Annotated in this window: 10 protein-coding genes; 7 read left to right on the top strand and 3 right to left on the bottom strand. The window is 43.0% G+C overall.

Annotated features, from left to right (window positions below):
- Window positions 1-319: 319 nt before the first annotated feature.
- The 7 genes from deoD to sstT all read left to right on the top strand — a co-directional run bounded on the left by deoD (window position 320) and on the right by sstT (window position 9,759).
- Complete coding sequence (deoD, locus tag CAG58_RS07425; RefSeq protein WP_161426019.1) at window positions 320-1,030, top strand: purine-nucleoside phosphorylase; 711 nt, start codon at window positions 320-322, stop codon at window positions 1,028-1,030.
- Between the two features lie 23 nt (window positions 1,031-1,053).
- Window positions 1,054-2,523, top strand: a complete 1,470-nt coding sequence (locus tag CAG58_RS07420) for an IS1 family transposase (protein ID WP_161426020.1) — start codon at window positions 1,054-1,056, stop codon at window positions 2,521-2,523.
- Between the two features lie 349 nt (window positions 2,524-2,872).
- Window positions 2,873-4,360 carry a hypothetical protein gene (locus CAG58_RS07415; RefSeq protein WP_161426021.1) on the top strand — a complete coding sequence of 496 codons (1,488 nt, stop codon included), beginning with the start codon at window positions 2,873-2,875 and terminating at the stop codon, window positions 4,358-4,360.
- Window positions 4,341-5,921: a GGDEF domain-containing protein gene (locus CAG58_RS07410; protein ID WP_004396804.1), complete on the top strand. Its 1,581-nt coding sequence runs from the start codon at window positions 4,341-4,343 to the stop codon at window positions 5,919-5,921. The genes CAG58_RS07415 and CAG58_RS07410 overlap by 20 nt, the downstream gene beginning before the upstream one ends.
- 283 nt (window positions 5,922-6,204) lie before the next feature.
- Entirely contained in the window at window positions 6,205-6,858 is a 654-nt protein-coding gene (locus CAG58_RS07405; RefSeq protein WP_233268140.1) for a flagellar brake protein, read from the top strand.
- 390 nt (window positions 6,859-7,248) lie between these two features.
- Window positions 7,249-8,172, top strand: coding sequence for a DUF368 domain-containing protein (locus CAG58_RS07400; RefSeq protein WP_161429832.1), 924 nt, complete (start codon window positions 7,249-7,251; stop codon window positions 8,170-8,172).
- A 372-nt stretch (window positions 8,173-8,544) separates the two neighbouring features.
- Window positions 8,545-9,759 carry a serine/threonine transporter SstT gene (gene sstT, locus CAG58_RS07395; RefSeq protein WP_161425826.1) on the top strand — a complete coding sequence of 405 codons (1,215 nt, stop codon included), beginning with the start codon at window positions 8,545-8,547 and terminating at the stop codon, window positions 9,757-9,759.
- A 132-nt stretch (window positions 9,760-9,891) separates the two neighbouring features.
- Here the strand turns inward: sstT and CAG58_RS07390 are convergent, their stop codons facing one another.
- From CAG58_RS07390 to lamB, 3 genes are all read right to left on the bottom strand, one after another.
- Window positions 9,892-11,046 (bottom strand): tetratricopeptide repeat protein, encoded by a 1,155-nt coding sequence (locus tag CAG58_RS07390; RefSeq protein WP_161425825.1) that lies wholly within the window; start codon window positions 11,044-11,046, stop codon window positions 9,892-9,894.
- A 271-nt stretch (window positions 11,047-11,317) separates the two neighbouring features.
- On the bottom strand, window positions 11,318-12,145 hold the full coding sequence (locus CAG58_RS07385) for a MalM family protein (RefSeq protein WP_161425824.1): 828 nt from the start codon (window positions 12,143-12,145) through the stop codon (window positions 11,318-11,320).
- 109 nt (window positions 12,146-12,254) lie between these two features.
- Window positions 12,255-13,445, bottom strand: a complete 1,191-nt coding sequence (lamB, locus tag CAG58_RS07380; protein WP_161425823.1) for a maltoporin LamB — start codon at window positions 13,443-13,445, stop codon at window positions 12,255-12,257.
- Window positions 13,446-13,497: the final 52 nt, after the last annotated feature.

The following is a 13,497-nucleotide window of genomic DNA, read 5'->3' as shown; positions in this document are numbered from 1 at the left end:
CGCAAAGTTATACAAATTATTTTTTTGTACATGAAAATGAGCATCTTTTGCCTCCCTATTCGATCAAGCTGCTAAAAAGCCTAAAATTACAGCGAGAAAACCAGTGTTTTGTGATTCAAACGATTAACAAATCGATTGCGCCATCAAATTAAACAGATTCAGTTATCAATAAGGGATTCAAAAGATTATCAAGGTGTTTTTGTGACTTAGTTCTCACGGAGTACTGGTACGACAAGATAGTATTGCTGAAACTGAACATTCATCAGTCAACAATAATCGTAATTAACTATTGTGACTGATTAACTCTTGGAGAAAAATGATGGCGACCCCACATATCAACGCACAAGCAGGCGCATTTGCAGAAACCATTTTGATGCCTGGCGATCCGCTTCGCGCAAAGTTCATCGCCGAAACCTATTTAGACGATGTGGCCCAAGTTTGTGATGTCCGTAACATGTTCGGTTACACCGGTTTTTACAAAGGTGTCAAACTGTCCGTCATGGGTCACGGCATGGGAATTCCATCCGCGAGCATTTATGTACACGAACTGCTGGCTGAATACGGCGTAAAAAATATTATTCGTATCGGTAGCTGTGGCGCTGTTCGTGATGATGTTAACTTAATGGATGTGGTGATCGCGATGGGCGCATCAACCGATTCTAAAGTAAACCGCATCCGTTTCGGCGGGCATGATTTTGCTGCAGTGGCCGATTATGACTTGCTAGAAACCGCAGTTAACCAAGCGCGCGCTCATCAAATTCCAGTTAAAGTCGGTAATATTTTCTCTGCCGACCTCTTTTATACTCCAGAGCCAGAAATTTTTGAAAAGATGAAAAAGCTAGGCATCTTAGGTGTCGATATGGAAGTCGCTGGTATTTATGGTGTTGCGGCAGAGCACGGCGCTCGCGCACTCGCTATTCTCACCGTCTCTGATCATATTTTGCGTGGTGAAAAACTCAGCTCTGAAGAACGTCAAAAATCGTTCCATGAGATGATGACTATTGCGCTCGATACGGCAATCAACCTTTAATTTTTTACCCCGAGGGGGAGATCGTGTCTAACGACCAATTACCAGCGGCCGCTGAAGGTTTGCAACTCAACTTTTGTAAAACATTGGCGTGTGATAACTTTGGCTTGAGCGACGCAAAACATTATGTTCTGCAACATGCGAACCCAAAGCGGCCAACGATGGTTTGTCGTGAGTGTGGAGCTTTCCCCCCCTTACTTAATAATCGCGATGTGCTTAATGAGCTGTATCGCTTACGTCAGCAACACAGCGATGGTTTGCCCGCGTGCCGGCGCGATAATTGTCAAAATTTTGGCTTATCGGTGCACACTCACAAACACCTTTATCACGCTTTTGGTTACAGTGGCGACAGACAGCGTTATCGCTGTAAACAGTGCCACTCGACTTTTGTCGATAAATGGTCAGGTTCAAATAATAAACTTTTATTACAAGAGAGCTTACTCGGCTTGCTGTTTACCGGATATTCTGTGCGCGAGATTTGCCGCAAGTTACACATCAATCCTAAAACTTTTTATGATCACGTCGAACACATTGCCAGCCGATGCCGACGTAAATTAGCCATGATTGACGCGCGATGGGTCAATCACGCCAAGACGTATCAGTTAGCCTCTTATTATTTGCCGCTACAACCTCGCAGCAATAATGGCGCGCTGTGGATGGCAACGGGTGATGCCAAAACCGGTTATATTTTGTGTCAGCATGTCAACTATTCAATCCATGAACAGGCGCAAGGAACGAACGATCACGATCCTTATCATCTACCTGCCCGTTTTGTCAGTAAAGATTACTCTTCAGAATCCAACCTTCCGCTGTCAGTTTCTTCATCTATTTTACGGGAACGGATTGATCAAAAATATCAAACGATTTTAGCGCGAGGCAATGTTGAAGACCCAATGGGGAATTTAACGCGTTTTGATTATCCTTCAAAAGGAGCATTAATTCGTCCGCCCTATACTGCGTATGCTCATTATCTGCATGTGCTCGATCTGTGTCACAGCGATAAACCTGTGACAATTTTTATGCCCCAAGATCCTTTACTACGCTCTGCCTCAATGAGTGTTTGCTTACCTCGTATCCAAAATAACACCGTACATCTGATGTACGTTGAAGAGGATGAAACCTGGTCAAACCATCATGCATTCAACAAAATCGATATCGTCCTCATGGGCTGGTGGCGAGATCGATGGGCGATTATTAATCATCAGAATAGCGCGAAAGGGATCTGTTATTTAGCGGGTAATCATCCCGATCCTGAGCATTGGTTATCGATCGCTTCCACCCGTCAAATAGCTTTCTACCAACAGCGCTTCCAATTACTGTTTGAATCGTTGATCAATGAACCGCGTCGTAAATTACGTCCCGGTGGCATCTTGCCGTTATTGGATATTTTCCGTGCTTGGCATAACCTCTGTTATCAAGATAAATATGGTTTCACCGCAGCACAAAACTTAGGCGTAACTCAACAGCCTTTAACATTAAAAGAGCTTTTATCATAACGTAGCCTCCGCCAGCATTAAAAACCGCCCGCAAAAACACTCTTCATCCCCTGCGGGCGGTATTCAGTACTCAATCAAGGTCATAGGCTTGAACACAGGGTCTATCGACCCCATCACGTATTCACACTAAACTAAGAGGGAAGTGACTTTCTTACCACACCTTGGGGTGAATCAAGAAATGTGAACTAAGATCAATAAATACAGTGTCATCGAGTAATTCACAGTACATTACTTGTCGATAGAGATAAGCTTAAGCCTAAAGACCATGCACAAAAAGGTTCAATCATCCTTGATTAGGAAAGATAGCCTAAGGTTAATCAATCAGCATGGTACTGATAAGGATGATCATTTGGATAAGCATCAGCGCCTCCTCGAACAGGAAATTAAACAACTAAAATCGAGAATTGATTCTGAACCTCAACAGGTCATCGCTATCGCTCAGCAATGTTTATCTCGAGCCGAGCAGTTGGATTATTCTCAGGGTATCTTGCAATCACAGATCATTCTCTCACGTTGCGCTTGGGTCAATGGCGATTATCGCCTTGGTTTGAAAACCATTAAGCAAGCTTATCTCCACCAACACAGCCAAGATAATGATGATTATCTTGCCGAAATTTTTCATGTTCATGCTCTGCACTTCTGGGGACAAGCAAAATATTACACCGCACAACAGTATTGGATTAATGCGCTTGAGCAAGCTTCCCTTGTCGATGATACCGAAATCCTAATCGAAAGCCTTATCGGACTGGGTAATATTTGGCGCATGACTCATGACTATCAACTGGCTTGTTCTACCCATGAATTAGCCGTCAAAGTCGCCAATAATTGTCGAATCGCTTGGTTAGAAGGCAAAGCTCGGATTTTATGGGCTTGGGACCTTTATCTGCTCAATCATTACTTAGATATGCTTTCTGTGCTCGATGGCGCAGAAGAAGCCTTGCAAACTCATGCCGATCAAACTTGGCAAGCAGAAATATGGGATTTTCGTAGCCTCGCATTATTGGGTTTAGAACGTTTAGCGGATGCCGAACAAGCCACACAACGCGCGCATGATTTAGCTGAGCGACATAACCTGCCATGGATGAAAGCTCACGCTTATATTAGCCGCGCACGATTAGAATTATTGCGTAAAGACATCGATAAAGCTGGTCAGTTACTCGCTTTGGCCGAACAATCTGCAGAAAAATTCGATGATAGAGAGCTGCTCTCGCAAATTTGCTATCAACAATCGTTAGTCGCGGAAGAGAGTGGCAATTACCCGCAAGCATTGGCCGCCTTTCAAAAATATCGACAGCTTTCTCTTAGCATGCAACGTGAACATACCGCGCACTTAGGGTTAGATAAGGCGCGCCTCTCAAAACGGCAATTAGAACAGCGGGCTCGAAAACTCACTCATCGTATCCGCTCCCAGTATGAATATGATCCACAAAAACATTTATCTAATGTGGTGTCCGAAAACTACTGGTGGGAGCAGCTAATGCTTTACAAAGCGGAGTTAAAGCAAAGTAAACATTGCGTGTTGATCATTCGTCATGACGATCCCTCCTATTTAGATACCTGCACGGAAATCATCCATACCTTATGTGTCGCGCCGGATTTATTATCCCGTTTAAGCCCAACACGATTAGCGTTATTGTTGGCGGAAACCGGCCCTCAAGCCCAGCAGTTTTATCATACCCTTGAGCAAATATTGGATGTTTATCCATGGCAACGCAAAGGCTTAACCGGACCAAAACCACGATTAACTTGGCATGATATCTTGAGTTTTCCGTTTACTTTGGAACAATTAGAACAACTTCAAGCACAGGAAGAGGCCAATGGAAACACTGCTCAATAAAATTCAGGATGCAGGGTTAGACGTCACCGCCGTGAATGGGGAAGAAGCGATCATCTTTTGGCATCATGTTTATCAACATATCGCCAATTCTCCTGAAGAAAAAGCCTTGTGTCTTACGTTAAGTGCCGAGTATCGCGCGGAACTAAACCAATTAGCAGCCAGCTCTGAGGAGTTAAATGCCGCACTGGAACTGCTCAGTGCCAGCAAAAACATTGAGCTAATTTTAAGTATTAAACAGAGTCTCAGCGAACGCTTAATTGAGCTTAGCCACTACCATGCGGCACTCAACGAATACGTGACTATCTCCCACCTTGCCGTCACCCATGGCTATATTGATGACTTTGCACAATCAGTACTTGGGATGGGAAACTTATGTGATGCTTACGGCGATCATAACCGTGCGCTGCGTTATTACCAAAAAATCGATGCGCTTGACCACGCTCTCAGTAGCCGATCGTTACGCTTACGTTATAAATTACATATGCTGGCCTGCTATCTGCATCTTCAACGTTTTTCGGCGGCTTATGATTTACTCAAGGAGTGCGAAGAGCTCAGTATCTTGGTCAGTGATAAAACCTTGATGGGGCAAATTGCGCTGTATCAAGCGAAGTTATGTCGTCAACACGGTCAACTGGATCAAGCAGTCACTCGACTATCCCATGTCCAATACGTCAGTGGTAACGTCCATTCGATGTGGCTATCTAACATGATACGCATTGAACAAGCTTATTGCTTATTAGAGTTAGATAAAGCACACATGGCCGCGTTGCTACTCACTACCACGGAAAAACGTCTTAAGAAACTTAACGTACCGATTTTAGAGCAGAGTCTGTATGCGGCATTCAGTGAAGTGTGTGAACGCCAAGGCGACTATCAACGCGCTTTATATTATGAGAAAAAAGGCTTTCGCTTAGAGTCTGACTTAGTAAAACGTATTCCGATTGGTGAACTGGGTGCGGCTCAGCTGCGCCGCTTGGCTCGTTTTGAGCCACAATTAAAACTGATTCTCTCTGAACAAGAAAATCGTGAGCTAAAAGAAACGACTGAGCATCAAAAAAACACCGTTGCTCAATTACAACAAGACGTGTTCACCGATCCATTGACTCAATTACATAACCGCCGTTGGTTAGAAATAAAGCTGAAAGATTTACTGCTCCACGAGACGTCCTTTGCTTTTTTAGTGGTGGATATTGATCACTTTAAATCGATTAATGATGAATTAAGCCATTTAGTCGGTGATAAAGCGATTACTCATGTTTCTGAAACGCTTGCCGATTATTTTAAGTTTCGTGGAGCCTCCTGTGTGCGCTTTGGTGGAGAAGAATTTTTAGTCATCCTTGAAGGCTGTTCATTAGATCAAGCCATCATGCATGCCGATACCTTCCGAGAACGTATCGTCAATTACGATTGGCAAACCATATTAGGCGAACGAGGTCTCACCGTCAGTATTGGTATCACCCTCCATCGTGATGGTGAAAATACTCAGCGAACCTTCTATCGTGCTGATAAAGCGCTTTACAGAGCGAAAGCCAATGGCCGCAATCAAGTTTGTAGTGAATAGTCATCAACTACAAACTTGATCTAAAACGCTTAATTTTTGCTTAAATTGCTTGGAAAAGGCCTCGAATCCACCTAAGATCGGCCACTGTTCACTTTTATAAATTTAACAAAAAGCGAATTCAGACCCCATAAAAAATCGACAAAACAACGATTACACCCAAGAGTCTGAACGCGGAGCATTTATGCATACAACGTCATTAATCAATCATGAAAAACTGGCTCACCCTAAACCACAATCAACAGCCGATACCGTCACCACGGTCAACAGTATTGATGCTTTAGCGATGGTAGAGCATGGCAGTGAGTTAACCTTAAGTATTACCACACCGGTAGGAACAAAATTTCTTTGCAAAACCGCGTTTATTGGTACTCATTCAGACACTTATTTACTGATTGAAACGCCTAAAATTTCAGCCGATGACTTGAATTATTACTTCCAGCAAGGTTTTTGGATCCATATTCGCGCTATTTCATCGCGCGGTGAAGGGGCAAAAATTCATTTCCGTAGCCAACTGCTGCATACCATTCAAGATCCTTTGGCTCTTTTGGTACTTTCTATCCCCAATACCATGCAGGTGACGCAATTGCGTCAAGAACCCCGTTATGAGGTTAATTTGGCGGCTCGTGTGATTTGTGAAAACCAACGTTCTGAATGTGAGGTGAGAGATCTATCGAAAAATGGTTGCCGTTTTATCACACCACCATTAAGCCGCCATTGGCAAGTTGGCGATCATGTCAGTATTGATATCTCGACTGAGCGACAGCATAGCCAAGTTTTTTCGCCTCTAACTGGACGAATTTGCAATCTACAGCGCTCGATTCATCACGTTCGGTATGGCTTGAAATTTGACGAGTCAGGAAGAGAAAGTGCGAAAACGCTGCTCGGGCAGTTAAAGTTCAATGGTACTAAACTGATGCTGACGAAATCATCTCAATAAAACATCATTTTCTTAACGACAAAAAAATAGCCAGTCGCAACACGGCGACTGGCTTGTATTGGGTGAACAAATTGTCGTTCACTAACAACGTCAGTTGATTAAAACGGCCCTCGGCTTAAGAAGGGCCGCAACAAATTATGCACTAGGTTTAATTATATTTAAAGTTGCAATCAGTGACTGGCGTTATATTTACTAATATTTTCATTCAGTTAATTGCAAAAAAGCATCATTAAACTCAGAAAAACAAGGTTTAGATCACACTCAAACACGGCAGCGATTAAAGCCTTCAAGCTCAGTGATGAATCGCGGTTAGCAATAACAACGGTAGGAGGGGGAAGTGGACTTCGCTATACTTCTCCACCGCTTAATAGCCACCTTTAGGTCAGTATAATGAATTATCTCAGCACATTTTTAAAAGGGATCGCTATGGGAGCAGCAGATGTTGTTCCAGGTGTCTCTGGCGGCACTATCGCTTTTATTACCGGAATTTATGATACTTTATTAGAAAGTATTCGGCGCATTAACCCACACCTAATCCAACATTGGCGACAACATGGGTTTCTCTCCACTTTTCGCCATATCAATGGCGGATTTTTATTGGTTTTATTCAGTGGTATATTTACCAGTATACTTACCTTAGCGAAATTCATCTCTTGGCTATTAGTTAACCAACCTATTCCCACGTGGTCATTTTTCTTCGGATTAATCATGGTCTCGGTGTGGCATATGCTGCAGCAAGTAGAAAAACGGCAGGCTTCACGTTTTCTCGCTTTTATCGTCGGTGGTGTCTTCGCTTATACCATCACCATGATTAATCCTATTCAACTCGATGTGACAACATTCAATATCGTGCTAGCAGGCAGCATTGCGATTTGTGCAATGATTTTACCTGGCATTTCAGGCAGCTTTATTCTTCTATTACTCGGCATGTATACTCCGATCCTCAATGCTGTCAAGACGTTACAAATTGATATGCTGAGCTTATTTATGTTTGGCTGTATCCTAGGCATTACCAGCTTTTCCCATCTTTTATCATGGCTACTCAAACGTTATCGAGATGTCACTCTGACTTTTTTAACGGGTCTGATGATGGGAACACTACCTAAAATTTGGCCGTGGAAAGAAACGTTAACGTGGCGAACCAACTCCAGTGGCCAAGAAGTTCCGGTATTACAGCACAACCTATTGCCTTGGGATTACGAGCAACTCACCACTCAACCAGCACAATTAGGCATTGCCATACTATGCATGCTAAGTGCGGTGATCATCGTCCTTGGACTAGAAAAAATTGCTCAGCGTGAACAGAACCATTGAGGCGAGTTTATGTGCTCACCATTGAATTCACACTTCAACAACAGAACCGAGATAATCTAACAACATAAAGGCAATGCAATTACTTTCATTTTACATTGATATTTTTCATGATTGTGAGTAATTAAACCTAGACACCAGATATCGGGTGATTATTATTGGCTACCTTCAGTCAATCATCACTGAAGTAAATAGCACGGATGGATCTTGACTAAACAAGATCGCTGAAGCTAACAATGCCTTGAAACGGATGATGACCAACCACATTGGCTGCTCAACGCATCGAATCGGTCGTTGAACACTGATCAGATCTGCCCATTGGTTCGATTTCAAGGCTCAACACTCTAATAATTACATTTGAACACAGGGATAATTATGCAAAGCAACTCTCTCCTTGCCCGTTTTGCTCGTGGAAATCTGGTATTACAAATTTTAGCTGGGATCGTGCTAGGCATCGCACTGGCTATTATTTCACCAGAAAGAGCAGAAAGTGCGAGCCTGATTGGTAATCTATTTGTCGGTGCACTCAAAGCCGTTGCACCGATTTTAGTGTTTATCTTGGTCGCCGCTTCAATTGCTAACCAAAAGAAAAACAAACACACTTATATGCGCCCTATCGTGGTGCTTTACCTTTTCGGTACTTTTGCAGCCGCATTAACGGCGGTTTTGTTAAGCTTTATGTTCCCAACCACATTGACACTGGTTGCCGGAGCTGAAGGCGCGACACCACCTCAGGGTATTAGCGAAGTCATCCAAACACTTTTATACAAGTTAGTCGATAACCCAGTCAACGCGCTAATGTCAGCCAACTATATTGGTATTCTTGCGTGGGCGGTTGGCCTTGGCTTAGCACTGCATCATGCTTCTGCAACCACTAAATCCGTATTTGAAGATCTTAGCCATGGTGTATCACAAATTGTTCGCTTTATTATCCGCTTAGCTCCATTTGGTATTTTTGGTCTTGTTGCATCCACCTTTGCCTCAACCGGATTTGATGCGCTAATCGGCTATGCTCAACTGCTGGTTGTCTTGCTAGGCGCGATGCTCTTTATTGCGTTAATTGTCAACCCAGCTATCGTTTATGCAAAAACCAAAAGCAACCCTTACCCATTAGTCTTCCAGTGTTTACGTGAAAGTGGAGTGACTGCCTTTTTCACCCGTTCAAGCGCAGCAAATATTCCTGTGAATATGGCACTGTGTGAGAAATTAAAGCTTGATGAAGATACTTATTCCGTCTCTATTCCCCTTGGCGCGACGATTAATATGGGCGGTGCAGCGATTACGATTACCGTATTAACGCTAGCAGCCGTTCATACCATGGGCATTGAAATAGATATTTTCACCGCATTATTATTGAGTGTTGTCGCGGCAATTTCAGCCTGTGGTGCCTCTGGAGTGGCGGGCGGTTCGCTACTTTTGATACCACTTGCTTGTAGTTTATTTGGTATTTCGAATGATGTGGCAATGCAAGTCGTCGCGGTTGGCTTTATTATCGGAGTGATTCAAGATTCTGCTGAAACAGCACTTAACAGCTCAACCGATGTGGTGTTTACTGCTGCCGTTTGTCAGGCGAAACAGAACCAAGCTTAATCTGATAAAGCGTCTGTGCACAATACAAAACGCCCCTTTATTAAGGGGCGTTTTTGTTGGCAAGTTATCCAACTGAGGTAATCAATAGCATGGCTCAGTCAGCCAACGACCACTTTGTATTGCTTGATAAGATTAAGGAGTTTTAGGTTTATCAATCGGACTGAGTGAGAAGTCCAATCGTGCTGGATCGGTTTCAACATCGGCGGTTAGCTCATTCACTTGAGGGCTATCCTCATCTTGAGGAACTTCTACTCGCTCCTCTGGGCCAACGTCTTCCCCTTTCTTCGGAATGGGAACCGAACGCTTATAAAACTTATTGAGTGCACGAATAATGCCATGATTGTTGACGGTATAAGTGGCTATTTTTCTTTGTAGTGGCTTCGCCAGAAATTGCAACTCAACAACCGAGTCGACACCAATCTTAGTACCCACCTGATCCCGTAAAGAAATCGCTGGCTTATGACCGAAAGCCGCCGACAAAAATAGCCATATATAAGCGACTTCATTGCCATTTTCTCCGTGCTCTATCCACGCCTTACCCGCGAGATACATCGCTTCTGGATGACCTTTCTCTGCCGCCCGCTCTAACCAATAACAACCTTTAGCATGATCACGCACCACACCAATACCCTCAAGATAATTGAGACCCAGCTTGATCATTGCTTCTAAGCTATTGAGCTCTGCCGCTCTTGAATACCAATAAAACGAATCTTGTGGTGATGGTGATAGATTGTCTTTTGAAACACACCATTCTCCCATAAACAGCATGGCGTCAATGTGTTGGCTTTCTGCCGCTTCTTGAATGAGCTCAACGCCTTTAACGACGTTAATTTCCGTCCCTCGGCCATAAATCAACGCCTCTCCAGTGGCGAGTTTTGCTGCCAAATCACCTTCAACCGCTCGAATAAATTGCTGCCAAAACTTAGTTTTCTCTTTAATCAGAACATCTTCACGCATTTTCCCACAGACACGTACTACGCCGTACATACCGTTAATATTGTCGAAATTCGCTGCACGTTCATACCAAAATAACGCTTCTTTAAGGTTATTTCGTTCCGCTTCTTTAGCAAGGAACAGCATCGTCGGTACATGACCAGACTCTGCTTTAAAAAGCCGATCCTTTTTCTCCTGCTCACGCATTCGCTCTAACGTTTTACGATACGCTTCTTCACGCGCTTTCTTCTCTGCTTCTAGGCGTTTTTTACGAATCGATAACGAAATCATCCAGATAAAAATCAGGATGAGTGAGAGACCGGTAGCGCCAATAGCAATTCCAATGGTGTTCATGTAATAAAGTTCTTAATCCGTTGGTGACTAATCATAGCGTGAAAAATAGTGATGCTGGTGTATAAAAGTACCTTAATGATCATCAAACTGATAATTCTTCCTGACGACAACGTTCAGTAAACGAAGAAAGCTACGCATTGGTTTTAACCATTAAGTCAAGGCAGAGTAACACATTCGATGATTAAATAAGAACATGCCGCATTAGAAAATGCGGCATGTTCATGGCTTAAAAATCAACCCTAGCGCTACCCCAAATGTTCTAAAGCGCTCATTAGTGAGTTCTGCTATTAACGGCTTTCACAAATACCGCTTGTGCACTCTCAATCCCTAAGGCTTTAGCTTCATCCAGCAGACCAAGTGCTTTAGGAATATCATTTGCAGCAACCGCTTGTTGGATAGCGGTGTGATAATAATTTTTAGTATCTGGCTGAACTGTTGCTGCTTCGGTTGATACTGACGTTTTAGATGGAGAACGATTGAATGACAACCAACTTGGACCGGCAACATCAAGCTCAATGGTCCCCGTTAAATGATGAGGTATTGGAATATCTTTAAGTTCAGGCATATAGTTACCGCGAGCCTCTGCGTCAATGCGGCCAGGATGTGCAACATATGTACTTGCCTGAAGATCAGATGATTTTGTATAAACGATTAAATAGAGTATGCTATATCCTTGAGGTGGAAAAAAATCCAGTTCTGAAACTAAGCGATTTCCTTTATTAAGCCGAGGTTTACGATACTCAAAACTCGCGCTATCAAATGACTCAATCACTTGACCTTGCTTGTCTGTAACCATAACGTGTGGATAAAAAACAGAATCTTTAATTTCACTCGTTATAGTTAAAGAAAGTTGGCCTCGATCTGCTGGGATTTCAAACATCGCGACAGGGCTAGAAATAAGATCATTCTTTAAATATTGTGTACTAGGCGTGATAGAGACCTTTGTTGTGCTAGGCAACCTCACTTTGGTAGCTTGTAATTGAGCAACCATTTCAAATTGTTGTCTTGCTGAATCTGCAGAAGTCTGTTCGATAAGCGGGTTAGACTGACACCCTGCTAAAGCAATGCAGCCTCCTAATAATAATGCTCGAAAATACATAAGGATCCCCTATTTTATTTTTTTAAAGATTCGCATAAACCTTTAAAAAAATAGCTGACCTAAGTCAGCTATTTATCTATGGACTTAATAATGTGAAACTGTTAGCAGTTTACCACCAAGCTTCTACTTGCACACCAACAACAAACTCTGAATCATTACCTGTACCGAAACGATCATCATTTTTCGTATCGTGTAGGTAGCTACCATAAACGCGTAACTCCGGACGAGACCAGAAACTATCACCCATTGCCCAAGCTTGAGCAACAGTCAACTTAGCATGACCAAAGTCTTCGGTTTCTGTACCTGCAGCTTTCTTACCGCCGTGATAACCGGCTTCAAAGACGGTACGCATCGTATCATTCCACTTATACATCGGACGTACTACTGCCGAGTATTGGTCTGTACTTAACTTCGCAGCGCTGATATCTGAGCCGTTCATATAAGCCAATTGGTGGCCCATTTCCCACTGTTCGCCAAGGCTCATTACACCCCAGTTAATCAAACGAAACGCGCTTGCATCATTATTCGCTGACGTACCACGGTCATACCACGCACCTGAGCCAAAATATGCCACTTGTTTTCCATAACCATTAGTGCCGTATTGTAGAATAGTTTGGTTAAATCCATTGCTTAAGCCTTGATGTAAAATCGCACTGAGTAGTACGCCATCGTCTGCTTGCTCACTGACATTATCTTTATCAGTAGCAAAGTTATAAGCAACAGCAAGTTCTAAAGAAGCATTATCCCATACACCAATATTTGCTAGACGAGCATCAAAAATATAGCCGGTTGAGTTTTCATGAGCACCATCTTGAATCAATGCAACAGAGAGCTTTTGATCGCCAATCGAAACATTTTCAATACCACCACCAGTACCAGACGTGTTTAGGAAGTAGAAATCCGTAATGTGGATATCTTTACGTTGATAGTAGCGTTTACCTGCCCAAAGAACCGCGTCAGGATCTGAGGCAAACAAACCTTTTGCTTGCACGTTAAACTGAGCAACGTTAATTTCTTTGCTTTCCCAACCACTCTTACCTTCGTCCGAGCTTGCAATCATTGATTCAACTTTCCAAGTTTGCTCACCAGTTTTTAACTCTTTAGCAAAACCAAACTCGTAGTAGTTGTCATCTTCATTACCTAGACGACCTACGCCATTTTTTTCAAACGCTTGATCACCAGTACCATGATTGCTGATGGCCGTACCAGCACGCATGTAACCATTAAAATCGACAGCAAAAGCAGAACCTGCTGCTAAAGAAGCAGCCACTGCGGCAGCAATTACACTTACTTTTTTCATTGTTAACTCCATTTAGGGTTTTCTTTTATCACTCTATTTTTATCCTCAACCA

Origin of the sequence: Vibrio sp. V31_P5A7T61, assembly GCF_009904895.1 — a bacterium.
In the GTDB taxonomy this organism is placed as follows: domain Bacteria; phylum Pseudomonadota; class Gammaproteobacteria; order Enterobacterales; family Vibrionaceae; genus Vibrio; species Vibrio metschnikovii.
This window is presented reverse-complemented; position numbering and strand designations above follow the sequence as displayed.

What these genes read in the sequence shown, in the direction of transcription:
- sstT (WP_161425826.1), top strand. Translation starts at nt 8,545, where the DNA reads ATGCAAAGCAACTCTCTCCTTGCCCGTTTTGCTCGTGGAAATCTGGTA.
- lamB (WP_161425823.1), bottom strand. Translation starts at nt 13,445, where the DNA reads ATGAAAAAAGTAAGTGTAATTGCTGCCGCAGTGGCTGCTTCTTTAGCA.
- CAG58_RS07400 (WP_161429832.1), top strand. Translation starts at nt 7,249, where the DNA reads ATGAATTATCTCAGCACATTTTTAAAAGGGATCGCTATGGGAGCAGCA.
- CAG58_RS07385 (WP_161425824.1), bottom strand. Translation starts at nt 12,145, where the DNA reads ATGTATTTTCGAGCATTATTATTAGGAGGCTGCATTGCTTTAGCAGGG.
- CAG58_RS07410 (WP_004396804.1), top strand. Translation starts at nt 4,341, where the DNA reads ATGGAAACACTGCTCAATAAAATTCAGGATGCAGGGTTAGACGTCACC.
- CAG58_RS07405 (WP_233268140.1), top strand. Translation starts at nt 6,205, where the DNA reads ATGGTAGAGCATGGCAGTGAGTTAACCTTAAGTATTACCACACCGGTA.
- deoD (WP_161426019.1), top strand. Translation starts at nt 320, where the DNA reads ATGGCGACCCCACATATCAACGCACAAGCAGGCGCATTTGCAGAAACC.
- CAG58_RS07390 (WP_161425825.1), bottom strand. Translation starts at nt 11,046, where the DNA reads ATGAACACCATTGGAATTGCTATTGGCGCTACCGGTCTCTCACTCATC.